The following is a 24,185-nucleotide window of genomic DNA, read 5'->3' as shown; positions in this document are numbered from 1 at the left end:
TCTTTACCCATTCTTTATGTGATTCTTCAACAATACCCGTTTGGGGCATAATAAATTCCGATTGGGGTAGAGCGCCCTAATACCGCTTAAATTTCTCTTTAGGGGTTCCGGCTTACCTATCCCCTCAAAAGTACTTCGTTGAATATCTTTGATAAGCCCGTTTATTTTTTCAGTGTTTTCTTGTCCTGTGCCTGCTAATATAAATAATCATCCCATGCTCTATCTTCCCATAATAGCCGCATTACTCTGCCTCAATCAACTCATGCTCGGCAAAATGAGCCTTTCCTTGCATTGCCGCAAAGGTAATGGCAGGTTGAAGCGGGTGTTAGATGTCTTTATTTATTTTTCTATGATGAATGATCTATAACACAGAAAAATTCTATATGAATCAAAGCGTACACACTTAACCCCAAAATGTGTCTTCTGCCGATTGTTGTTCGGCAAAAGTCCATACTTCTTGTATCTTGCCATTTTCTATTTTGAATAGATCAATACCCGGATCATTGAGCTTATCAGTACCTTTCTCCGCTATGGAAACAACACTTGCAGCAACAAAACACTCGTTGCTCGCAGCCCAATTGGTAATAACTTTAAATGTGCCGCCGCTCCTTTTTGCGAATTCTCCTAAACGCTCTCCCAATGCTTGTTTCCCCATAATCGTACCTGAAAGCGAACTTTCGCCTCCCATGTGCCATACAACAGTGTCAGACATTGTTGCAAAGGCTCCCGCAAAATCGCCCTTTTCCAATGCATCTCGATAAGCAGCAAAGACCTTCATTACTTCATGTTTCATAACATTCCTCCAGTAAATATTTAGAAGTTTCTCACTTCTTTAAGTACCATTATAGTCTTTAGTCTTGATTTTGTAAGTACGAACATTTATAATACATAGTATCAAAAATAATACTTGAGAGGGTTCTTATAATGTCGATGTATGATAAGTGTCCCTTCGCTACTACTCAAAGAGTATTGCAAGGAAAATGGGCGATTATAATTTTATATCATCTGAGCACGGGTACCAAAAGGTTTAATGAACTCGAAAGATTAATGCCCACAACAACTCGAACTGTTTTAACAAGACAGCTCCGTCAGCTTGAAAGAGATAAACTAATCGACCGCAAAGTCTTTGCCGAAGTCCCGCCTCATGTTGAATACTCTTTGAGTAAATTGGGAACTCAGTTTCGAAAAGTATTAGACGAGATTGAGGTTTTTGGTTTAAATTATATCGCCGAATTAAATAAAATGCAAAAAGGAAAAAGCGAGTAGAATTTTTCTCCATATATTATTTTTTATATTGAAACCTATTTATGGAATCATTTTCAATCTATAGAATGCTTGAAATATCAAGATTTTGTACACCTGCACGTTTTTATTCGTGCGGAGGGTTTAATACCCCGACGCTTGCGTCGTAACAAAGGGTATTAAAGCCGACTGCAACCACCTTATAGAATACACAGTGCGAAACGTTGAGCACTGTGCCCCGACGCTTGCGTCGGGGTTGTTGATTGTAAATAAAGAATCTGCTTAGTGATTTGTACATCTAACAATGAGTTAAACCGCACAGACCTTGAGCCCGTGCCGGCTTTGAACTTCTTGTTATGGCATATTATTATGCATAAGCGTAGGCTTTTATTTCTTCTAATTGTGGAGCAAGCTCTAACTTTGCATTTCTTATATCAATATCATTCTGCAAAGCCATAAAATAACCATCTGAAACTCCAAAGAATTTTGCAAGTCGTAAAGATGTATCTACAGTAATTCTTCTGCGATTATGAAGAATATCCTGAATGCGAGATGTAGGAACTTTAATTTCCTGTGCTACTTTATATGCGGAAAGTCCAAGAGGAATCAAGAATTCTTCATTTAAGATTTCACCCATTGTCGGTGTTTCGATATACTCTGCCATAGTTTTCTCCTAGTGGTAATCCACAATTTCTACATTATAAAAGTGTCCATCTTTTTCTGTAAAACAGACACGCCACTGATCATTTATACGGATAGAGTGCTGTCCTTTTCTGTCTCCTACAAGTTGTTCAAGATGATTATTTGGAGGCGCCCGCAAATCTTCAAGACACTTTGCATTATCTATTAACATAAGTTTACGCAAAGCAACTTTCTGAATTGTATTCGGAAGCCGTCTTGAAAACTCCTGTTTATAAACATGCTCTGTTTCTTTATCCGCAAAAGTCTTTATCATAAGTGTATTATACATACAGAGCGTGTATATGTCAAACAGTTTGTTTAAGCGGCGTAAAACCGCGTTTTATTGCTACCTTGCTTAGCCCTAAAGTTCAATTTCATTTTATAAAACATTCTCTCTTATTACCTTAATATTTTATTAAAGAATTGGAAAATTCTATTTTATTCCCATTTAGTTTTTGGAGAACTTTCTTAAAGCTACAAACAAAACCATAATGGGTTCTCCTTGATTCTCCTGTTTTACCAAAACTCGAGATTTGACCTGATAAATATAACAATACCCGTTTGGGGCATAATAAATTCCGATTGGGGTAGAGATGTTCGTGCCTTTCTATAAACTAATACCTGCAAATAAAGGGCAACCGCATCAGTCTAAAGTCTAATCGCAGAATAAATAGGCGGGGCACCATTTGAGCTGCAAAGCAGCGAAACTCTGGTGAGCTGCCTGTTTATTCTGTGTGAATATCAAAAAAGTACTGATGCGTTTGCTGTGATGATACTATGGGGCATTTGAAACAAACGTGAGAATTATTAAAAAAGCGGGGTATCTTATCCTTGTCTTGGTGTGCGTGTCCTTCCTTTCGTTCTTGTTGGCAAATATTTCGGCGATTGATCCTGCGGAAGCATACGCGCGGAGGGTTGTCCGTTCTGCAAATAAGGAGTTGATTGCGCAATACCGTGAACTTACCGGATTTGATAAGACGATTCTGCAGCAGTATTTGTCATGGCTGCATAAAGCGGTACGACTGGATTTCGGTGCATCGTACCTTACCAAAAAATCCGTACGGCAAGAACTCGGCAAGGCGCTGCCCGTAACGCTGCTGATTGCCGCCTGTGCATCGGTATTCAGCATCATTGCTGCCGTTCCGCTCGGCATAGCGGCGGCTTTGTACAAAAACCGGTTGGCGGATAAACTTATCGGCTTCATTTCTTTCTTGAGTTTTTCCGTACCTGGTTATTGCACCGGTCTTTTGGTTTTGCTCGTTTTCGGTATGCGCTTACGTCTGTTTCCCGTTATCGGGCACGGGCAGGGGAGCAGTGTACTGTTTGCCTCTTTTACCCTTGCTTTGCCGATGACCGGTACGCTTATCCGCCTTTTACGCTCCTTCTTATTGGAAAATGAGGAGAAAGAGTATATTCAATACGCGAAAGCCCGCGGGATTACCGACTGGAACATTATGACGCGCCATCTTTTACGCAACGCCGCTCCGATGCTTGTAACCCTGTGGGGACAAAATATCGGCTATCTTATTGCAGGAACAGCGATTGTAGAAACTATCTTTTCAATTCCGGGGCTCGGTATGTATGCACTGAACGCCGCAGTTAACCGCGATTTTCCCGTCATCAATGCGTACCTTATTGTAACGGCGTTTACATTTACCGTGTGCAACGGCGCGGCAGAGTTTATCGGCGAAGCGCTTAATCCTTCCTTAAAATTAAACAACTGAACGAAGTGTCAACTTTGGAAGTTGTTTAATTCGTGCGCGAAAAGCGCACATATAATAAGTGATGTTTGCCGAATGGCAAACTCACAGTGTTTTTAAGCGGCGCCATTTAAGCCGCTTAAAATAAACGTTCAATGAGGAAGCGTGCATGAGGGGAAAAATGAATGCCGCGCTCGGCGCAGGGCTCGGTATGCTTTCGGTGTTGGTTATCATCGCTGTTTTTTGCGATGTGTTGGCGCCGAATAATCCTGACAAAATCGATATGAGTGTGCGGTTTGCCGAGCGGTCTTTTGCGATGCCATTGGGAGCGGACGCATACGGACGGTGCATATTTTCAAGACTGCTGTACGGCACGCGCTATTCCATGGGACTTGCCGCCGCAGTTATTGGGATGGTTGCCGTGCTTGCAACACCTATCGGGATGATTGCGGCGTTTAAGGGCGGCGTTGCGGATCAGCTTTTTGTGTTAAGCTGCGATGTGAGTATGGCGATGCCGCCAACGGTGCTGGTGCTTGCGGTTATCGGCATTATGGGAAACGGCGTAGTCAATCTGCTGGTAAGCGCGGGGTTTGCATATTGGGGATGGTACGGCAGAATGGTGCGCAGTTATACGCATCACGAAAGCCGAAAAAGCTATATTGTTTATGCAAAAACCGCAGGCCTTTCCGATTGGAGTATTGCGGTAACGCATATTTTTCCGAATATTATGCCGAGCCTTATCGTACTGTTGACGATAGGAATCGGCGATGCGGTACTGATGCTCTCCGGCTTTTCATTTTTAGGGATCGGATTGCCTGCGGGGACGCCGGAATGGGGCGCGCTGCTGTCGGATGCAAAAAGCAGCTTTATTCGCGCTCCTCGGTTCGCCGTTTATCCCGGACTTTGTATCTTCTTTGCCGTATGCGCCTGCAATATAACGGGGGAAGGTTTGCGCCGTTTCTTTTCTCCGTATCAAGGTTCCGTACAGGAAAGCATCAATGAATGAAGCGAGTATGCTCACGCCGCAATATGCACAGTATACGGGAGAACCGGTGAAGGTGGAACCTGTCCTTTCCGTAAGCGGCTTGTGTATCGAATATCCGAATGAAAGAACGAAAATACGCAATATCGGTTTTTCCATTGCGCGGGGAGAAACGTTCGGTTTGATCGGTGAAAGCGGCAGCGGTAAAAGTTCCGTGTGCAAAGCGATACTCGGCTTACTCAAAGACCGTGTGCTGCAAAGCGGCAGTATCCGGCTGTGCGGTAAAGAACTGCTGCGATTATCCCCAAAGGAACAACAGAAAATCAATGGAAAGGATATCGGGTATGTCATGCAAAATCCGCATGCGGCATTTGATCTGTGTATGAAAATAAAGCGCCATTTTGTGGAAACGATTAAGGCTCACCGTCATTGCAGTATACGTGAGGCTTTCCGGCTGGGGTATGAACTGCTCCGTGCCGTAGGGCTTCCCGATGCGGAACGTGTTATGGAAAGCTATCCGGGGCAATTAAGCGGCGGAATGCTGCAGCGGGTTATGGTTGCGATTGCCGTTTCGCTGCGTCCCGTGTTGCTCATTGCCGACGAGCCGACCGGCGCACTGGATGCCGGTAATTGCGGTATTGTTTTACAACTGCTTGCAAAAGCGGTAAAAGAGACCCAAGCCGCATTGTTGTTTGTTTCGCACGATATGAATGCCGTTGCGAATATTGCAGAACGTATTGCCGTGATGAAAGAGGGTGAAATAGTAGAGACAGGAACCGCCGAAACGGTTCTGAAAAATCCCCGGCATCCGTATACAGCCGAATTACTATCATCGTCAAAAGTGTACGTCCATGTACACTTTTGACTGCGAATTTTGGCAAGATCAAAATATCGTTATACTGGCAAGGATGCCAGGGAGTATCCACAGAATCGAGTTTGTGGGAACAAACTCGAAGTTAAACAAATATACACGGATGTATATTTGTTTAACACCGCCCTCCATGGCGGAAGATTTTTCTTTTCATGTGTGCACGTGGGTATTTTATAGAGGAGAAGCGATGCTCGAAATAAAACATATAACAAAACGCTATACGGACAACGGCAGGAAGGACAGCATACCGGTGCTGGAGGATTTTTCATTGACGATCGGGGATGGGGAGACGGTTGCGCTTATCGGCGAAAGCGGCAGCGGAAAAAGTACCTTGGCGCGTCTTATCTGCGGTTTTGAAAAACCGACTGTAGGCAGCATCCGGTGGGACGGTGAGGATGTTTTTCCGCTTGCCCGCAGGAGAACGCTCTACCGGCATATTCAACCCGTGTTTCAGGATAGCCTGAACTGCTTTGACCCAAGGCAAAAAATTAAGAAAAGCCTTTGCGAGCCGCTGCAGCATTTTTGCCGATTTTCTGAAAAGGAGTGTATGGCTCGGCTTGCTCCGCTGCTGGATACCGCCGATATTCCTGCCTATCTTTTGGAAAAGTATCCGCATGAATTGTCGGGCGGTCAGCAAAAAAGGATATGCATTATCCGTGCGCTATCTATCAGACCGAAGCTCGCCGTGTTGGATGAAGCTGTCGCGGGTCTTGATCCTACGGTGATGCTGCATATCCTTCAGCTCTTAAAACGGCTGCAAAAAGAGACGCAATGCGCATATTTGTTTATCACACATGACCTGCGGGCAGCTGCTTTTATGACGGAAAATGAGGGGAAGATCATCAGACTTAGAAGTAACAAAAAACAATGGAGGTTTGTATGAATACAAGAAAAATACGGTGGATTGCAGCGATGTCGGTTGCGGCGCTGATTGCCGTGTCGGGATGCAAAAAGGCGTCGGAGGTAAAAGACCGTGATGAGTTGATTGTCGGAGAAGCGGTCGATTTTGCAAGTTATGAGCCGATTGGGATTATGGACGGGCTTGGGTTTTCTCATTATTCGGAGATGGTGTATGAAACGCTTGTCCGGTTTGAGAATGGGGAAGTGAAACCGGCTCTTGCCGAAAGGTGGGAGCATGACGAACATTCGTGGACGTTTCATTTACGGCGCGGGGTTACGTTTACCGATGGGGAGCCGTTTACTGCGGAGGCGGTAAAGGTCAACATTGAAAAGATGCAGGAGTTTGTCGGGGACTATCTCGGCTATTATGGGGCGGTTTCGCGGATCAGTGCGGTGGAGGCGGCAGATGAATACACGGTGCGGTTCCGCTATGCAGAACCTCACCCTGCCGTTTTGCAGGAGTTAAGTGCGTCGGCGTTTGGGATGCTTTCTCCTCGTCTGTTTGAAAACGGGAATAATCCCTACGGCTCCTATACAGCGGATACGGCGGGAACGGGGCCTTACGAGATAAAGGCGGCAAACTGTGTTGCGGGGCAGCGGTATCGGTTTACAAAAAATCAGCAATGGTATGGACAAAACGGCGGGCCGGAGTCGTTTACCGTAATGATTATCCCCGATGCGGACAGCCGCGCTCTTGCGCTTAAAGCGGGGGAAATCGATATACTGTTCGGTTCGTATCAAATTACCTACGATATGCTGGAGCAGGTCAGGATGCCGGCGCAGACCGAAATGGCGAATCAGAACGGTGCGGGGGTCGGGTTGACCGTGCGGTTTTCGGATAAAACTTATATTACACGAAATCTGCTGCTCAATGCGTCTGCGCCGCTTACGCGGGATAAGCAGGTGCGTTTGGCGCTTGAGTATGCAATCAATAAAGATGAAATTATCAATACAGTACTACACGGAAGCGAGGTTAAGGCGGATACGCTGTTTACCCGCGATATGCCGTATTGCGATGTTGCGCTGCCGCCGTATCAATACGATAAAGCGCGTGCGGTGTCTTTGCTTGAGCAGGCCGGTTGGACGGAACTGAATGGCAAGGGAATACGGATGCGCAACGGAACACCGTTACAGCTACGGGCGATTTATCAGAGCGCAAAGCCCATCGACGAGCAAATACTGACGGCGGTAAAAGGGCAGCTTGCGGATATCGGCATTGAGCTTGTCTTGCAGGGGTACGAAACGATGACGTGGTTCGATACCGGTACGTCGGGTGCATTTGAATTGTCCGTCAACGACACTTACGGCTTTCCCCAAGACCCGCATGTCTTTTTGACTGCGATGGCAGACGACGGGTTGGATAAAACCTCTCAGGCAGGCTTGGTGCAAAAAGCGCGCATTGATGCCTGTATTGCCGGTATGATGAGCACCGTAAACGAAGATGCGATACGGGACGATTACCGGTTCATTTTAACAACGCTGCATGATGAGGCGGTGAACATACCGATTTCTTACGCGAGGGAAATGGCGGTATACAATTCGGAAAAGGTGAAGGATATTGCGTTTGCCGATAATCCGTACAGCCTCGATATGACACGGGTAATAGTGTGGCCATAAAAGAATAGGGCATCTCTAAAAACTCGGTTAGATTTTTAGAGATACCCATCGGTACCATTACCTATTACCCACCAAAATGATGTGAGGTTGCTTCGGTTAGCTGTGCGGGTCGGAGATGATTTCCGTTAGTACGGCATTCTTTCCCTGCACTCGTACACGGACATATTCGCCGCCGTGTAAATTACGCTCCTGTAAAGAATCCCGTATTAAAGGCAGCGAAAGATAATTTTCCGTGATAACGGTTTGCCGACCGTTGCGCGGCGCTTCGACAACCCCGCATATCGGTTTTCCATCCCATGCCTGTAAATACGCTGCGGATTGCGTTCCCGCCAGTTCGTTCAGCTTTTTTATCCGTTGACCGGCAATCCGTTCAGGTACTTTTGGCTGCATTTTCCACGCCTCTGTTCCCGGGCGGGCGGAAAAGGGAAACGCATGTATTCCCGCAAACTCAAGTTCACGGCACATCCGGTATGTTTCCTCAAAATCAGCTTCCGTTTCACCGGGAAAACCCGCGATGATATCCGCACCGATAAACGGATTGTCCTTTACGCGGCGAAGTTCGGAAACCGCTTGATATATGGTAGCTTTCCTGTAGCCTCGGTGCATTGCTTTAAGGACGGTATCGCTGCCCGATTGTACGGAAAGGTGGAAGTGGGGGCAAATCTGCGGATGTGCCAGCAGCGGGATAAGTGTCTCATCTATCCTATCGGGATAAAGGCTCGAAATGCGGATACGCATCTCAGTGTTTTCCAGTATGAGTTTGAGCATATCGGCAAAGTCTCCGGCTTCGCTCCGGTACTGCGACAGATTCACACCCGTCAGTGTTACTTCATGAGCACCGGTTTCTTCTATACAGCGAAGCCGTTCGAGGACTTCGGCGGCGGGCAGCGACACGGATTTTCCCCGTGCAAGCCGTATCCTGCAATAAGCACAGGCATCGTTACAGCCGTCCTGAATTTTCAGCAGTGCGCGTGAGTGGAATAAAAAATGCGGGGAGCTGAGTGCGAATAGCCGGCTCTCCCGTATGCCGTGTATGGATATGTTTTGTACTGATGAATTTTGTACCGGTTTGGTCTGTGTATGCTGCGGAACCTTGGTTGTCAAGTCGGTAAGGTAGGCGCGCACTGCACTTAGAAAAAAGGCTGTGTCAAAGTAAGCGCTGTCGGCTACCAATTTTGCAAGGTATGCCGGTATTTCGGTTAATAAATCTTTCTGTTGTCCGGGAAACGCGAGTATGTGGGGGTGCAGCGCTTCTATTGCTGCGGCTTCCAGTTGCGCATAGCAGCCTGTTACCAGAATAACGGCATAGGGATGTGTCTTCACCAGTAATCTGATCAGCCGACGCGCCTTTTGTTCCGCTTTGCCGGTTACCGTGCATGTATTCACAAAGCAGAGAACCGTCTGTTCGGGCGGCAGCGCGGAAGATAATCGAATGGGAGCCGCGGATTCCGGGGCTGTTATCGTTGGAGTGTCGGCAGGCGTTGTACCGGCGTATCCGGCATAATCGGCATGGCCGGTATAGATGGAAAATCCTGCATCGGTACACAGCGCTGCGAAGGACTCAGCCTCCGTTTGATTAAGCCTGCATCCGAGCGTTTCAATTCGTATTGAACATAATTGAACATTCATATTAATGAAGAAAACCTGCACAAAGAGTCAAGCAGAAGGGCGGGCGCTGTGGCGGGTTAAAAGCGGTGCAGTACGCGTTCATAACCTTTTTGAGCGTCAGTTGAATTTTTATTCAACTGCAATGCAGACGAATACGCCTCCAATGCTGCCCGGTATTCCTTTGCCTGTTCCCGCGAGTACGCAAGCCTCGTCCACCACACGCTATTGAGCGGTTCCAACCTGATAGCGGTAGAAAAGGCTATATCGGCATGACGGTATTTTGCCATACGCAAATACAATTCTCCGATATGATAATACACGCCGCTTACCTTCGTACCGTTAGGCGCATAGGCGATATACTCTTCAAAGAGATGCAGACTCTCTTCGTTCCTTCCAAGGTGATAGAGCGCTTGTGCATGGCTTTCAATAAGCCGCGGATCATATTGCGAAACTTCCCGCCCTTTAACTGTCCAGTCGGCCGCTTCCTGATAGCGTTCGTCGGCAAGTAGCGCCCATGTCAGTACAACATAGCTGTCGATATTGCGGGGCATCCGTTCTATTTCGTTTAAACATACCGATGCGGATTCTTTATAGCGGCCTTCACGATATAATACCAGCGCATCATCACCCTTTTGTGCATAAATACAATAGGGAAAAAAGAGCGTTAAAAAAACTAATGCGATTCCTGCCGGAAATCTTTTGCGAAAAGCAAACACGTTCTTACAACCTCTAGTGCCGATTCATCGTACAAATTCCGCTGAAAAAACAACCGCTATCCAGTATTACTTCGGGAGCTGTTACGTCGCCGGTTAATTTACCTGAGGCAAATACATGTACGGAGGTTGTAGCAGTAACATTACCGATGACCTCGCCTTTAATAATAACGCGGTCTGCGTTTATCTTTGCCTTTACTTTTGCATATTCACTGATCATTAAATCGCTTGAAGATTGAATGGTTCCTTGTACGGCACCCTTTATCATAAAGGGCTTTTCAAACTTAATGATCCCGTCAAAGACAATATCCTCAGCTAAAACCGTATCGTAATCTTCTTCATCCAAATCTATCAACGCTATTTTATCCGTTTCTGTCATAGCACATAGAATAACAATGATTAACCGTCGAGGTCAAGAGGCTTTCCGGCAGGGCATTGTGCTTTTGTATCCAGTTCCGACAGCGCATCGATTAAAAAGCGGTTGAGAAAAAGCAGGCCTTCTTCAGTAAGGTAGACCCGATCGGCTCCGATGCGGCACTGCCTGCGTTTTTCCCAGAGGCGGAGGGTATTGCCGATAAAGGCAGTAATATCCGCGCCGAACCGCCGTGCAAATGCCGGCCGGTTAATCCCTTCCGAAAGTCGGAAACCCATCAGCAGAACCTCTTCCAAAAAGATATTCCGGTCGATATGTTCACACGGATATACCGAAGTACGGTCGGCTGCGGTCATCCATTTGCCGATATCTTTGATTCCTTCAAAACGCTCCGCTGCGATAAATTTTCCGCCGCTATCTTCATGTACCAGAGTTCCGCATGCAGCAGGGCCGATTCCGACGTATGGTTCCATATTCCAATAAATTTGGTTATGCAGGGAACGGTGCTTATCCCGATACGAAAAATTCGACACCTCATACCGGATGTACCCGTTTTCAGCTAAAAGCTCGGTGTTCTCCCGTAAAAGCTCGGAAATAAAATCTTCACGGGTATCGGGGAGCGGCGCTTCGCTGCAAAGCCCGTAGAGGGAGATGTGCTCGATGCGGTAATCGATGAGTCGCCGTACATCGTCGGAAAGGCTCTGCGCGGCTTGTCCTGTCAATCCCGCGATTAAATCACAGGAAAGTTCGCCGTGCCATCGGCTTTTTATCGTATTCAACGCTGTTATCGTTTTTTCTTTTGAGCCGCGCCGTCCGTTTACGGCCAATACATCGTTATCAAAAGTCTGTACGCCGATGGAAAGCCGGTTGATACCGCCTTCGCTACAGGCTGCAAGCCATTCGGGATGAATATCCTCGGGATTTGCCTCTATCGTAAATTCTTGAACCGCCAGATACTGCTCTTTACGGATACCGGCCGCAAGGGTGCTAATATCATCGGGGTGCAGCAGCGAAGGTGTACCGCCGCCGATATAGACGGTTTCCCATGCTTCAATAGCATAGCGTTCTTTAAAAGAACGGACGTCTTGCAGGAGTCGCTCGATAAATTGGGGATTAGGATGATAAGGGAAAAAGCCCGCCTTTTGCGTTATCGAATAAAAATCGCAATAGCGGCATTTTTGTGTGCAGAATGGGATATGAATGTAAAGACCGGACGGCTTCACGGGTATGGTTTCGGGCTAGAAAATTGAAATGCGGGAAAACGGCCAATATCGCATTAGGATGCGTCCCTTAATCTGTGTTGTCGCTTGTAATGGCCCCCAGAGGCGTGAATCGCTTGATGCAATTCGATTGTCGCAGAGTACAAAATATTCCCCCTCTTTGAGCGTAATTTCGGGATAAGAGCCCGAGAATGGCAGTGACGTATCCCAATTCTCCGGTAGGTTTTCGCTTTTGACGTTATAGTCGTTTTTTGTTACTTCAAATTCAGTTAAGAAATGCTCGCCGTCTTTTGTTTTGATATGCAGCACAAAATCTTCCATATATAGTGTATCACCGGGAATGCCGACAACGCGCCGAACAAAAGGTTTTGCTTGCGACGGCTGATTAGCTGAAAAGGGATTGACCAGCTGGAAGGTAAAAAAGGCAACGACTTTTTGCACCATTTTTTCAAAAAAATTTTGATGGGGCCGTTCAATCGGTTCGACCGTTACGAGTGTACCCCGTTCAATATCTTTTTGAGGGGAATAAAAGGGGGTTGTGATAATCATATCACCGGAGGAAAAAGTCGGCTGCATCGTATCCGCTTGAATTCGGTATGCGGCGATAATATACGAACTGATAAGCTGATACAGTATAAAAATTAAGAAAATAATAAAGGCAGTGCGGAAAATTCTAAACCGTTTTGCTCGTCGTTCAGTATATGAAGTAAATTTGTACCGTTGAAAAAACATAAAAAACCTATTTTACCGGTGATGCTGACACATCCGAGTGAAGGCGGCCAGTGAGAACCTCTAAAAAGCTAACCGACTCTTTAAAGATACCTCCAATACAGTACCATTTTGCTTCCACGTTGACAAGTATTTTCAGATGAATATAATAAGCTTAATGGATGGAGAGTCGATAAAAATTATCGCAAAAAATAAAAAAGCGCATTTTGACTATTCTATCGAAGAAACAATAGAGTGCGGAATTGCGTTGCAAGGTACCGAAATAAAATCGGTACGGGACGGGCGCATTTCGTTCCCCGACTCGTTTGCCGAAATTATACGAAATGAGGTATGGTTAAAGAATTTTCACATTTCGGAATATGTATATTCTTCAATATTTAACCATGATCCTGACCGTCCTAAGAAACTGCTGCTGCATAAGGATGAAATTAAACGATTAACTCGAAAAACGGAAGAAAAAGGCTATACGCTCATCCCGCTTGAATTTTACTTAAAGCGAGGTCGAATTAAGGTTATGCTGGGAATTTGTAAAGGGAAAAAGCAGTTTGATAAACGCGCTGACATAAAAGAACGGGATATTAAGCGGGATGTACAACGGGAATTGCAGCTAAAGAACAGGTAATAACGAGCAATGAAATATAGAGAAACAAAGAAACTTTACATAATGCTTCTCCTTCTGCTTATTAGCCTGCCACCGGTACTTTCGGCGCTTCCGGGCGTTGCCGTCTATCAATTACAGGCTCCTACTATGAACGAACAGATTGCCCAAACGGTTGATAATCTTGTTTTCTCTTTTATTAAAGAACTTAAAACCTATACTATCTTTGATTTGCGTAATGAGTCCGCGCCGGTTGATTTTCCTAAAAATCCGGCTATTGAATATATTTTCTTCGGGGCATTGGAAGAGGTTCCGGAGGGGATTAAGCTTGAACTTATTTTAAAGGGACGAAAAGATCAGTTTACCCGTATCATTTCAAAAGTATACGATAATATTAACAAGATTCTCCTTGATTCCCGACTGTTAGTGTTCAACCTCTTTGACTTTTCGGTTCCGCTGGAGCAACTTGCGCGTTCCCTGCCGCAAACTGAGCAGAATACGGAGTTCGGGTACATCGACACTGTTGATTCGCTTGCTGGTTCATGGAAGGGGGAGCCGGGGCTCGACCGTGTGATGATCTTGCGCGGCGGTCGCGGAATGGCGGTATTTTCAAGCGGTGTGTCCGTCTCACTCGATTTAAAAATCGATAACGGATACTTGCTGGTAACGCAAAAAGGCAGTTTGCAGCCCCGCCAATTTCTCAATTTACCCGATGAAATTGCCCGCCAAGCGGTTCAAAAAACCAATCCTCCACAGTGGCGCTTTTTGGTATCCCCCGATAAAAAAATTCTTTCAGGCACAAAGGTCGATGCTCAGATTCAATACAATGAAACGGCTATTATCAGTGTTAAATATGATACCGCAACGGTAGAATGGCTGCGCGATTAAGCCTTTATGCACTACGAAGATGAAGCGGAGGAACGTGTATACCACCGCCTTAATGCCGATACAATAGCAGGCTATCTTGAAGAAACCGGCAGCTTTGCGTCTTTTTTTGACCGCTATGAAGAACGCCCGTCACAGCTCGATCTTATCCGCGCAATAACACATTGTTTTAACGACAGCGCAATCGGTGTTTTTGAAGCAGGAACCGGCGTCGGGAAGAGTTTAGCCTACTTGCTGCCCGCCTTTGAATGGGCGCTTGCCAACAAAGTTCGTATTGTTATCTCCACCGGTACCATCAATTTACAGCATCAGCTCGTCGATAAGGATGTTCCCGACGCCTTAAAAATACTCGGTGTATGCGGTGAACAATCGGAACAGCCGCAGGCGGTGCTCATTAAGGGGCGGCAGAATTACCTTTGTTTGCGGCGGCTTATGCAGACAATACAGGAACCTGATCTCTTTAGTCAGGAAGCGGAAGAGCTGGCTGTTATCCAAAAATGGGCGCAAACATGCCAAGACGGCGCCCGCTCTTCACTCCCGTTTATGCCCGCGGCAGGATTGTGGTCAAAGATTTGCTCCGAATCGGATAACTGCCTTGGGCAGCGCTGTCCTTTTTATACTGACTGTTTTGTGATGAAGCTGCGTAAAAAAGCGGAAAAGGCAGCGCTCTTAATTGTTAATCACCATCTGCTCTTTGCCGATCTCGCCAGCAGAAAAGAAGGCGCCGGTTATGATTCAACTGCCGTTCTGCCGCCCTTTAACGCAATCATCTTTGACGAAGCTCACACGATTGAAGAGGCGGCAAGCGGATTTTTTTCGCGTACCTTTTCCCGCTATGATTTAACCCGCTGTATTACAACGCTTTCCCGTACTAAAAAGGGAAAAGCCGCCGGCTGTATCGAAAAAATCACTGCGGTTTCTACTAAAGCCGAGTTGATGCCTGCTATTATCGCCGCTCTTGCAAAAACGCAAACGGCTTACTCCGTATTGGAGGCGCGGGCGCTCTCGTTTTGCGGGAATGTGAGCAGTCTCGGTTTTACACAGGTTCCGGCATCGAAGACGGCGGCGCTGCTTGCCGCGTGCAAGGATTTTTACGCGGAGCTGAATATCCTGAATGTCAAGCTCGCGGTGCTGATTACCAATGCCGAACCGGATGAAGGTTCTCCGTATGAAGAAGCGGTGCGGGAAGGTTCGCTTGCACTGCACCGGCTGCAAGACATTTCCGAAACGCTCGAAAATTTTTTCCGTTGGAAAGAACTGCCCGAGTATGTCTTTTGGATAGAAAAATACCAAAGCCCTGCGGGGGAAGTTCCGTACTTTAATCAAACGCCGGTGGATATGTCGGGTTTGCTGCGGCAGGCGGTATTCATCCCCTTCGATACCGTCATTGCCCTTTCCGCAACCCTGAAAATCGGCACGAGCTTTTCGTATTGGCTGGGCAGGGTCGGCTTGCATCCTTTTTCCGACAAGCCGGTGCGCACCGGTACCTTTGAATCGCCTTTCCCGTACGACAAAAATGTGCTCTTAAACATCCCGACCGATGCACCTGCCCCTGATGATGAGCAGTTTCAGCAATTTGTGAACACCGCCGTTACCAAATTGATTGAAATGACCGGAGGAAAAACGCTTGTCCTGTTTACTTCTTACGAGTCGTTAAAACAAACTTGTGCGTACGCCCGCACTCAGCTGCCCGATATGGAGCTTTTACAGCAGGGAGAGGACGACCGCAGCCGCCTCTTGCAAACCTTTAAGGAACATATCGAAAGCAGCTTATTCGCGACCGCATCGTTTTGGGCAGGCATCGACGTACCGGGAGAGGCGCTCAGCCATGTCATTTTGGTAAAACTCCCTTTTGCCGTGCCGAGTGCACCTCTTTTTCGCGCCCGTGCCGATGCCATCGAAAAAAGAGGCGGCAGCTCGTTTATGCAGCTGAGCGTCCCCGAAGCGGTTGTACAATTCCGGCAGGGCTTCGGCCGCCTGATGCGCTCGCAAACCGACCGCGGCATTGTAACGCTGCTCGACAAGCGGGCGCTTGTTAAACAGTACGGGAGAATTTTTATCGACAGTATTCCTAAAACCAAGCAATGCTTTGCATCTTTAGAAGAAATAGTTTATACTGTCGAAAACTTTTTGTATTGATAGGGACTTTATGCTTGGTGTTTTTTGTATTATATGCTGTATCGGCACTTTGGCCGGATGGGCGTTATTAAACCGTATTGCTTATGCTATTCACCGCTCGTGGTGTAAAAAAATCAATGCACATATTTCGACCGTTGTCGCGCACCGTATCTTTTCGATTTTTTCTGCTTATCTTAATTTCCATTTCAGAGGGGATTATTCTCTTGTGCCGCGGCTGCCGGAACAGTATTTGCTGATTTCCAACCACCAAAGCATCTTAGATATTGTGGTGTTTATGAACTATCTCGGTGGAAAGCGGGTTCGTTTTGTTGCGAAGAAGGAACTGGCAGACTATGTGCCGTTAGTTTCCGTTATGCTGAAAAGTGACGAACACTGTATCGTGCAGCGTACCGGTAGTCCCAGTCAGGCCATGCAGGCAATGGATGCATTCGCGCGACGGGTGATGCGCAACAATTGGATACCGATACTCTTTCCTGAGGGAACCCGCTCAAAGAATGGCGAAGTCGGAACTTTTCATTCGGCCGGTTTCCGGCGGTTTTTATCCAAGGCTCCGATGCCGGTAGTTGTTGCCGCGGTTGACGGCGGATGGAATATCTCTTCGATAACACGGCTTGCAACCAATCTACGTGGAGGCGCATATCGGGTAAAAGTTCTTAAAATATATCCGACACCCACTACAAAAGAAGCCCAGTTAAAAGTTTTGGAAGAAGGTAAGGCTTTGATACAAGAACAGCTTAAAGTTTGGCGACAGCTGAGTAAGTAATGGGTAATGGATAATTTGTAGTATTTGGTAATTGGTTTCCGATTACTTTGAACAAGATAAAGTGCTTGTTTTGCTTCCCCTTTTTAAAGTTTGCATTTTATATTCCGATACAAGTATAGGAACGTAATCCACGGATTTTCACGCGCAGGAGTTGTTATGCGAAAATTTTATACCATAATTGTTATGGCGGTCTTTGCGGCTGCCGTTTATGCCGGCGATCTTGCAAACTTTGTTAATTTAGGCTTTTCCGCTGACGGAACTAAGTTTGCTTTCGGCCAATACGGTTTACAGGATAAAACCTATCGCGCGTATGCCGAAATTTACGCTGTCGATGTAGGTGCCAATACTTTTCTCCCCAACGGTATTTTCAGAACATCTCCTTCAAAGCAAACGGAAGGAAAAGAAAGTAAATCGACTTTCCTTGCACTGCAGAATAGGGCTCAAGTTTCACTGAGCAAGTGGGGTATTTCCGAAACACGGCAGGGACGTGTTCTTTATGCGCAAACAGAAGCAACTGAAGGGAATCAAACACTATTTTTCCGCGACTTCCAGACAAGCGACGAATATACGGTTGTGCTTAATACGACACAAAAATCAAAAACGGAAAGTTCATTCTATTTAACGGTAGAAAAAACAAAGCCGAATGGTACCAAGATAAAAAAAGAAGTCGGCCGCCCCGATTATGTGCGAAGTGGTGTTAAAAATTATGCCGTTAAGAAAATACTGATGGACGATACCTCCCGCGCTCTGATTTTCATCATAGAAAAAAAAGAACGCTCTGTGGCAGGTGATTCGTTCCGTTATATGGTTGAAGCGACTTTAATCGACTAGCTATTTAAATTTTTATTTATTCGGTATATACTAGTAACTATGAGTACTGATATACTGATAACAGACGATCGTTTAAATTTTTCGTTAAGTTTAGCTGATTTCCTACGAGTACAGGGTCAACGCGTAATTGTTATTTCCGATGCCGAACGAACAAAAGATAAAAAAGCGGAGAATGCGATAGGCCCTGTGCTATTATGGAATCGCCAATCCGTATTCTCTCTTCAATCTTTACCACTCCAATTTAAAAATTTACAGTTGAATATTGAAACTGCTCTGCTGATCTTTGATGCACCGGCGTATACCGAATTATATTCCAATACCGGTGTATTGCATGCCGATAAGATTGTTACCGAATTGATTACTGCAAATATACAGTTAGCCTACACTTTCATGCGGTATTTTATTCATAAAAAATCGGGGAAGTTAATATTTGTACATCGAGATGTCTCTCCTTCATGCGGGAATATACCGGTTGCCGCTGCTTCCGGGGCCTTTGTGAGGATGGCGGAGGCAAGTTCGGCAACGATTGCACAGGAAGAAAACGCTCTTTTGCAAACAATGCTTGTTCGTCTTGAAGGAGAAGATAATGCTCTCTATACCGAATGGTTGGCTGCACAAATAAACCAGTCAGCATTATCGCGCATACCCGGTAAATGGATAAAAGCAGGACAACGCGGATTATTTGGAAAATAGGATTCTTCTTTTAGGCATTCTTTAATTATCATTTGTTATTGAGGAGAGAAATGATGGATACTAGAAAAAGGAATATATCCCTGCGCGCTAAAATTTTGCTTGCCGGCGTCGTTATACTGTGTATTTTAATAATATGCGCTTGCGCTATAATCGGTTTTCAAGTATATCAGGTTAATATAAAACAATACGACCGAACCTCATCCCAGCAGTTCTCGCTGATAGAACAAACGATCATGCTGTTTATGCAAAATAATAAAAATACGGCAAAAGTGCTTGCAGAGCATCCTATCGTGCAAGTTGCTGATACCAGCCTCAATAATTATACGACTACAAAGCAGAACATGATACTGAAAAATGTATCGAAAGGAGAGATAGAGCAAGATATGGTAACGCTGTTTAAGCGTGTCTATAACGGATATTCCGATATCGCGGAAGTTTTTTTCGGATCAAAATGGGGTGGGTTTGCCAGTTCGTGGGATGATACCGTCAGCGCGGGATTTGATCCGCGAAAGCGTATATGGTATCAACAAGCGGAAGCTGCCGGTGGCGATACCGTTGTGACCCCTGCGTATATGTCGACGATAGGGGCCCCTGTTATCTGTTTTTCCAGACAAGTATTATCGCCGGAAGGGCGTTTTATCGGAAATCTGGGACTTGAGGTAAAACTTGAGCAACTTACTTCATTTATTGATTCGATAAAAGTCGGCAAGGCAGGATATGTAATGTTGTTTCAAAATGACGGGACTATTTTAGCCGATCCGATGCATCGAGATTTAGTGTTTACAAAGCTGGATAGTACCGGTAATCAATACCTTAAACATTTTCAAGATATCGGTATCGAAACGAAAGTTGTTACGATCGATAATATTCAGTGGCGGATACGGGTTTTTGCTATTGATGAATTAGGATGGAAAATAGCGATATTGATGCAAAATAGTGAGATATTGGAAAGTTTTTACCGAATCGTTGTCAGTATGGCAGCAGTCGGAACGGGGATGCTGATTGTATTCTTCTGGCTTATTTTCTGGTTCTCCAAACGGGTAAAAGGATATTTCCGAAAGTTGCAGCTTATCTTTGCAAAAATGGCATCCGGCGATCTGACCGGACGATTTTACATTAAGAAAAATGATGAAATCGGTCGTCTGATGATCGATTTTAATACGACAATGGATAAGGTTGCCGGTATGATTGATTCGCTTATCCATGAATCGAAGGCGATGCAGCATGTGGGAGATGATCTCTATAATAATATGGCCGAAACGGCAAGTGCAATAAACGAAATCAGTGCAAATGTGGAAAGTATTAAAAGGCAAGCAAAAACCCAGGCTTCGAGTGTTCAAAAAACCGGCAATGTAGTTGAAAATATTATTGCGCAAATTCAAGAACTGGATAAAGAGATTACAGTACAAGCAAATTCAGTTGCGCACTCTTCTTCTGCAGTTGAAGAAATGGCTGCAAATATTGTTACTATTACGCAAACGCTTGAAAAAATAATGATTTGATAAAAGAGATGTATTCGATGACTCGTGAGGGGAAAAACGGCGCTAATACGGCAAACTCGGTAGTTAAGCAAATAGCAGAACGATCCGATGCACTTTTGGAAGCGAGTCTGATTATTCAGAATATTGCAAGCCAGACAAACTTGCTCGCTATGAATGCCGCTATCGAAGCCGCCCATGCGGGAGAAACCGGAAAAGGTTTTGCGGTTGTTGCAGATGAGATCCGTAAACTTGCGGAAGAATCAAATGCACAGGGAAAGCAAATCGGCGGTGTTCTGAAAGAATCTATTGAAATTATTCGTACGCTGATAGCTGCCGGTAACGGTGCCGAACAGACCTTTGATAAGGTATATGAACTTGCGACCAGAATTTCCGCTCAGGAAGACTTTATTACGCGTTCCATGCAAGATCAGATGAATGCGAATAAAGAAGTATTGGCAGCGATTAAAGATATCAATATTACTACGAATACGGTACAAGCCGGTTCATCGGAAATGCTTTCGGGCAGCGGCGAAGTTGCGCAGGAGATGAATAAACTGGATGGATTGACTCAGGTTATTACCAACAGCATGGACGAAATGTCTGCCGGTGCTATTCAAATAAATAATGCCGTTGTAGAGGTAAATGATCTGGTTCAAAAAAATAAAGAAAGTATCGAAATATTGGCGAATAAGGTAAAAGAATTTACGATATGATAAAAGAAGCGGAAAAATTTGCGGGTACTGTGATCTATGATATTTTGACGGCAGTTGATTCGTTGTATAATGATATAGACGCAGATCAAAAAATATGGAAGGCAAAAAGCCCCATGCAATGCCCTGACGGCTGCGGTAGTTGTTGCGTTCATTTTGAACCTGAAGTATATGAGGCTGAAGCGCTGTATCTCGCAGCATGGATGCTGGAAAATCAGAGCGAGCGAGCGGAACGTATTGCCGAAGCGGACAGCGGTGCTTCTATCGGAGGCGACGGTTGCGTTCTGTTTGACCCCGAAAGCCCGTATCACTGCACGGTGTACGGCGGACGGTGTCTGATATGCCGGTTATTCGGTTTTTCGGGAGATCATGGTAAAGACAGGCGTATTCGCTGGAAGCCATGCCGGTATATGGAACCTTCCGTAGTTGCCGGTAATGCAGCAGGCGGAATTTCCGGTACCCCTATCAACGGGACAGGTACGGTGCAAGATGTTCAAACGGGACGGCAATATGGAGAAGAGGAGATGATGCGGTTATTCGGTGCTGTTCCGCCGTATATGGGCGCCGCTTCGTCAAGCCTTTTGGCTCTGAATCCCGATGATACACACCCCCTCCCGCTGCGGATTGCGCTCCCTGCTGCGATTAAAAAGCTGAAAATGCTGTTGCACTTTATCACACCGCCCGAACCCGATTGTCCTTCACCGCATCCGTTAAGTGCCTAGCACTGCCGCTATCGTGAACTTCATGATACTTTTAGGCTTGAGCCGTTCGGGAAAGACTTCCGTAGGGAGACTCCTTGCTAAACGGCTCGGCTGCTCCTTTTACGACACCGATGAGCTTATCCGTATCCGTACCGGTTTAACGCCGCGGGAGCTTTGCCGTCAAGGAGGGGTATCCGCATTACATGCTGCGGAAGCCGCTGCCCTGCGTGAATGTTGCGCTCTACATGACTGCGGCGGGGATGCCTTTGCAGCCGAGCCGTTGCTGTCTTCCGTATCTCTGTCCCTGCCAACCGACGGCTCCGCTGAGAAACCGCAGGGGGCAGCCGTAGAAAACTGCGCTGTCATTGCGGCGGGCGGCGGCATCTGCGATAACACGGAAGCGTCTGCCATCGTTGCAGCAATACCGCTGCGGGTATTCCTCTATGCAACGGAAGCGGCGCTTTTTGAACGCTTGACGCATGATGCGCTGCAAACAGGGTATTATCCGGCATTTCTACGCTTTCTGCCTGTTGCTCAAAAAGCGGAAGCGCGGCATCTGTTTACCGAATTGTATACGCGCCGCACCGAACTGTACCGCAGGAACTGCAACCTTATCATCGACACGGCCGGCTTGGATTGTGCTGCCGCCGCTCAGAAGATAGCGGAGCAATCCTCTCACTTTCCGCGAACCTGATACACAAGCTTAATATCGTAATACGGCTTTTCATTTTTTACCGAAACTTCCAATTTGCCGGAGTGTACCTTTCCGATACCGTCTCGCTTAAAACTGACATATACGCCGCCGCCATACACGGGGTTTTGAAGGTATATAAGGCGTTCATTTTCGGTTTCTTCCTTTCGTACTGCTTGGGAAAACGAACCGGCGATACCGCAAAAAACGCCGTCGGTAATGCAGAAATGACCGTTTATATGGATAGCATACTTTTTTAAGATAAACGGATTGGCAGTTTTATCCTGTAATTCAACGGAAGCTCCGGCAGTCGCTTTTTGGAACCATTGAACGCCGTTAAACCATTTCGGTTTGCTTATGCATATCAGTTCCGTTTTAATAGTATGCAGTTCATTGCGGTAATCCCAGCTTGCCTTCCAACGGATTACTTCATGTTTTACCTGTGTAATAAGCCCGCCGTTATGCAGCATTGTTTTATCTTCCATACTGAATCCATAGAGCGCGGACAGCGAGAAAATGCCCACCTTAAAGTGCGGCTGAATAAAAGCGGTAACCTGTTCGTTTTGCTGCTTTCCATCCCAGTTGACGGCGCGCGCTCCGGTATAGCTGCCGCCGGTTCGTATACCCGCATACCGGTACCAAGCATCGATTTCGGCTTGTACCGCACCGGAAACTGTTTTGTCTGCCGCATAGCTGCAAAAACCGGTTGTCGAAAACGAGACAACCGGATGAGTAAAAACGGCGTTTAAACCGAAAAGCGTGTGGTAACGCTGCCGAATATCTCCACCATATATGCCTGCGGATTCTGCAGAAGATGTTTTTACCTCTCTGATCAATTCCGGCATAAAAGCGGTAAGATATTGAATGGCAAAGTTGATGTCCGCTTTTTTCTGATTCATACGCCAACCGCCAATAAGGCCGTAGCGCATCCGCTGCTTCTTTGGTTCGGGGCTTGCAAAAAAAGCGCCGTTCCATCCGCTGCCGTATACTTCAACCCCATATTGAATAGCCTTTTGCGCATTCCCGATACCGATGAACTGTTCTCGCGGAAATTTGACTCCGCCGTAGCTTGCTTTTGTTTTCGAAAAGCCGGAAAACTGCGCCGTTTTTAAGAAACTATCAAAGGTAAGGCTTCCTGCACCGAGGAAAAGCGTTGGGATATTTTTTTCAGGAAAAGAAGGTTGCAGTGCTGCAAGCGGATACAGCCCGACACCGAAATTCCTCACCGAAAGTTCAAAGTAGGGTACGGGCATCGGCGATTCAAGCTGCAAATAACCGATGTAACCGCGACCGCTGACTCCGGCAGAAATCCGGGCGCCTTTATGAACACTGTGTACATATCGGAAAAAATAGTCGCGTTCCGGGGCTGTGTGTTTTGCATCAGCCTTATCATTCTGTTGTATGTCCGATGAGGAATCCGCTTTGTCTATTTGTTGTTTGACCGATTCGTCTGTCTGTTGGGTAAGCGCTTTATCCGTTTGCTGCTCAGTTGATTCGCCCGTCTGTTGTCCGCCGCCTGTTTCCGATCCGGTTTCGGAAGCTTTATCGAAATTGTATTCATCCGTCTCGGTGCCGGAATCCTCATCGGAATCTTCATTGGAGTATTCATCGATATCGTATTCCTCGCCGTTTTGTAGACCGAATATAAAACGGTCATTGGTTAGACGGTCAAAAAGCGATTGTTGCCCGTAGACTTGCGTAGAAACGCATCCGAAGACGGTAACAAACATACACAATAGGGTTGGCATACACTTGATGCCGTAATAAAATTTTATAAGGTTCATGCCCCTTTTATGCGACATCAACGGCGTTTCGGCTAATAATTTTTATGTTTTTGGAAAAAAAGTGAAGAAATACGTGGAAAGATAGCGATGTCTTTCCTCCTACTTCTGCGTAAACTTAATCTTGTACCATACCCTATTCAGTTTGCTGAAATAAACGCCGAGCGTAAAGTACAGCAATAATACAGTACACGCGAAGCTTGTATTTCCTCACAGATAATAATACACACCGATGTTCCAAAGCTCGTGGACTGTACCGGCTACAAAAATATTCTC

The 24,185-nt window shown here is 46.0% G+C and carries 25 protein-coding genes and 1 pseudogene; 16 read left to right on the top strand and 10 right to left on the bottom strand.

The window, feature by feature from the left end; all coding sequences use genetic code 11:
• Positions 1-3: 3 nt before the first annotated feature.
• Positions 4-242, bottom strand: a pseudogene (locus ABH09_RS10865) (type II toxin-antitoxin system YoeB family toxin).
• A gap of 161 nt (positions 243-403) precedes the next feature.
• Positions 404-793: a nuclear transport factor 2 family protein gene (locus ABH09_RS10860; protein WP_253714441.1), complete on the bottom strand. Its 390-nt coding sequence runs from the start codon at positions 791-793 to the stop codon at positions 404-406.
• A 131-nt stretch (positions 794-924) separates the two neighbouring features.
• On the opposite strand from ABH09_RS10860, the gene ABH09_RS10855 reads away from it, so the two are divergent.
• Positions 925-1,266 (top strand): winged helix-turn-helix transcriptional regulator, encoded by a 342-nt coding sequence (locus tag ABH09_RS10855; RefSeq protein WP_253714440.1) that lies wholly within the window; start codon positions 925-927, stop codon positions 1,264-1,266.
• Between the two features lie 343 nt (positions 1,267-1,609).
• On the opposite strand, the gene ABH09_RS10850 is transcribed toward ABH09_RS10855, so the two are convergent.
• Both ABH09_RS10850 and ABH09_RS10845 read right to left on the bottom strand, forming a co-directional pair.
• Positions 1,610-1,906, bottom strand: a complete 297-nt coding sequence (locus tag ABH09_RS10850) for a HigA family addiction module antitoxin (protein ID WP_253714439.1) — start codon at positions 1,904-1,906, stop codon at positions 1,610-1,612.
• Between the two features lie 9 nt (positions 1,907-1,915).
• Positions 1,916-2,197, bottom strand: coding sequence for a type II toxin-antitoxin system RelE/ParE family toxin (locus ABH09_RS10845; RefSeq protein ID WP_253714438.1), 282 nt, complete (start codon positions 2,195-2,197; stop codon positions 1,916-1,918).
• 523 nt (positions 2,198-2,720) lie between these two features.
• Here ABH09_RS10845 and ABH09_RS10840 point away from each other — a divergent pair.
• The 5 genes from ABH09_RS10840 to ABH09_RS10820 all read left to right on the top strand — a co-directional run bounded on the left by ABH09_RS10840 (position 2,721) and on the right by ABH09_RS10820 (position 7,993).
• Positions 2,721-3,647, top strand: a complete 927-nt coding sequence (locus ABH09_RS10840; RefSeq protein WP_253714437.1) for an ABC transporter permease — start codon at positions 2,721-2,723, stop codon at positions 3,645-3,647.
• 145 nt (positions 3,648-3,792) lie between these two features.
• The gene (locus tag ABH09_RS10835) at positions 3,793-4,629 is read left to right on the top strand and encodes an ABC transporter permease (RefSeq protein WP_253714436.1); all 837 of its coding nucleotides are present in this window, start codon (positions 3,793-3,795) and stop codon (positions 4,627-4,629) included.
• A complete protein-coding gene (locus ABH09_RS10830) occupies positions 4,622-5,470 on the top strand; it encodes an ABC transporter ATP-binding protein (RefSeq protein WP_253714435.1) in 849 nt (282 codons plus the stop codon). Before ABH09_RS10835 ends, ABH09_RS10830 begins: the two co-directional genes overlap by 8 nt.
• A gap of 193 nt (positions 5,471-5,663) precedes the next feature.
• Complete coding sequence (locus ABH09_RS10825) at positions 5,664-6,359, top strand: ABC transporter ATP-binding protein (protein WP_253714433.1); 696 nt, start codon at positions 5,664-5,666, stop codon at positions 6,357-6,359.
• Positions 6,356-7,993, top strand: coding sequence for an ABC transporter substrate-binding protein (locus ABH09_RS10820; protein WP_253714432.1), 1,638 nt, complete (start codon positions 6,356-6,358; stop codon positions 7,991-7,993). The genes ABH09_RS10825 and ABH09_RS10820 overlap by 4 nt, the downstream gene beginning before the upstream one ends.
• Positions 7,994-8,089: 96 nt before the next feature.
• On the opposite strand, the gene mtaB is transcribed toward ABH09_RS10820, so the two are convergent.
• Genes mtaB through lepB form a run of 5 tightly spaced genes read right to left on the bottom strand, consistent with a single transcriptional unit; the run spans position 8,090 to position 12,639 of the window.
• Entirely contained in the window at positions 8,090-9,622 is a 1,533-nt protein-coding gene (mtaB, locus tag ABH09_RS10815) for a tRNA (N(6)-L-threonylcarbamoyladenosine(37)-C(2))-methylthiotransferase MtaB (protein ID WP_253714431.1), read from the bottom strand.
• Positions 9,623-9,678: 56 nt separating this feature from the next.
• Positions 9,679-10,317 (bottom strand): tetratricopeptide repeat protein, encoded by a 639-nt coding sequence (locus ABH09_RS10810; protein ID WP_162664315.1) that lies wholly within the window; start codon positions 10,315-10,317, stop codon positions 9,679-9,681.
• A gap of 13 nt (positions 10,318-10,330) precedes the next feature.
• Complete coding sequence (locus ABH09_RS10805; RefSeq protein WP_162664314.1) at positions 10,331-10,693, bottom strand: bactofilin family protein; 363 nt, start codon at positions 10,691-10,693, stop codon at positions 10,331-10,333.
• 20 nt (positions 10,694-10,713) lie between these two features.
• Positions 10,714-11,910 carry a coproporphyrinogen-III oxidase family protein gene (locus tag ABH09_RS10800; protein ID WP_253714429.1) on the bottom strand — a complete coding sequence of 399 codons (1,197 nt, stop codon included), beginning with the start codon at positions 11,908-11,910 and terminating at the stop codon, positions 10,714-10,716.
• A 15-nt stretch (positions 11,911-11,925) separates the two neighbouring features.
• Positions 11,926-12,639, bottom strand: a complete 714-nt coding sequence (lepB, locus tag ABH09_RS10795) for a signal peptidase I (RefSeq protein ID WP_253714427.1) — start codon at positions 12,637-12,639, stop codon at positions 11,926-11,928.
• Between the two features lie 154 nt (positions 12,640-12,793).
• Here lepB and smpB point away from each other — a divergent pair, with 154 nt between their 5' ends.
• The 10 genes from smpB (at position 12,794) to ABH09_RS12910 (ending at position 22,131) form a co-directional block, all read left to right on the top strand.
• The gene (gene smpB, locus ABH09_RS10790) at positions 12,794-13,258 is read left to right on the top strand and encodes an SsrA-binding protein SmpB (protein ID WP_253715769.1); all 465 of its coding nucleotides are present in this window, start codon (positions 12,794-12,796) and stop codon (positions 13,256-13,258) included.
• Positions 13,259-13,300: 42 nt separating this feature from the next.
• Positions 13,301-14,122, top strand: coding sequence for a TP0183 family DNA metabolism protein (locus tag ABH09_RS10785; protein WP_253714426.1), 822 nt, complete (start codon positions 13,301-13,303; stop codon positions 14,120-14,122).
• Between the two features lie 6 nt (positions 14,123-14,128).
• A complete protein-coding gene (locus ABH09_RS10780; RefSeq protein WP_253714425.1) occupies positions 14,129-16,258 on the top strand; it encodes an ATP-dependent DNA helicase in 2,130 nt (709 codons plus the stop codon).
• Positions 16,259-16,268: 10 nt separating this feature from the next.
• Complete coding sequence (locus ABH09_RS10775) at positions 16,269-17,021, top strand: lysophospholipid acyltransferase family protein (RefSeq protein WP_162664310.1); 753 nt, start codon at positions 16,269-16,271, stop codon at positions 17,019-17,021.
• A gap of 156 nt (positions 17,022-17,177) precedes the next feature.
• Positions 17,178-17,852 carry a DUF2259 domain-containing protein gene (locus ABH09_RS10770; RefSeq protein ID WP_253714424.1) on the top strand — a complete coding sequence of 225 codons (675 nt, stop codon included), beginning with the start codon at positions 17,178-17,180 and terminating at the stop codon, positions 17,850-17,852.
• Between the two features lie 39 nt (positions 17,853-17,891).
• Complete coding sequence (locus ABH09_RS10765) at positions 17,892-18,545, top strand: hypothetical protein (protein ID WP_253714422.1); 654 nt, start codon at positions 17,892-17,894, stop codon at positions 18,543-18,545.
• Between the two features lie 53 nt (positions 18,546-18,598).
• Positions 18,599-20,047, top strand: coding sequence for a PDC sensor domain-containing protein (locus ABH09_RS10760; protein ID WP_253714417.1), 1,449 nt, complete (start codon positions 18,599-18,601; stop codon positions 20,045-20,047).
• A complete protein-coding gene (locus tag ABH09_RS10755) occupies positions 20,044-20,739 on the top strand; it encodes a methyl-accepting chemotaxis protein (protein ID WP_253714416.1) in 696 nt (231 codons plus the stop codon). The genes ABH09_RS10760 and ABH09_RS10755 overlap by 4 nt, the downstream gene beginning before the upstream one ends.
• Complete coding sequence (locus ABH09_RS10750) at positions 20,736-21,458, top strand: YkgJ family cysteine cluster protein (RefSeq protein WP_162664307.1); 723 nt, start codon at positions 20,736-20,738, stop codon at positions 21,456-21,458. Before ABH09_RS10755 ends, ABH09_RS10750 begins: the two co-directional genes overlap by 4 nt.
• A gap of 22 nt (positions 21,459-21,480) precedes the next feature.
• A complete protein-coding gene (locus ABH09_RS12910) occupies positions 21,481-22,131 on the top strand; it encodes a shikimate kinase (RefSeq protein ID WP_305880066.1) in 651 nt (216 codons plus the stop codon).
• Here ABH09_RS12910 and ABH09_RS10735 read toward each other — a convergent pair.
• Positions 22,113-23,912, bottom strand: coding sequence for a hypothetical protein (locus ABH09_RS10735; protein ID WP_253714415.1), 1,800 nt, complete (start codon positions 23,910-23,912; stop codon positions 22,113-22,115). The two genes, ABH09_RS12910 and ABH09_RS10735, sit on opposite strands and share 19 nt — an antisense overlap.
• Between the last annotated feature and the right edge of the window lie 273 nt (positions 23,913-24,185).

Source organism: Treponema sp. OMZ 803 (assembly GCF_024181165.1).
In the GTDB taxonomy this organism is placed as follows: domain Bacteria; phylum Spirochaetota; class Spirochaetia; order Treponematales; family Treponemataceae; genus Treponema.
This window is presented reverse-complemented; position numbering and strand designations above follow the sequence as displayed.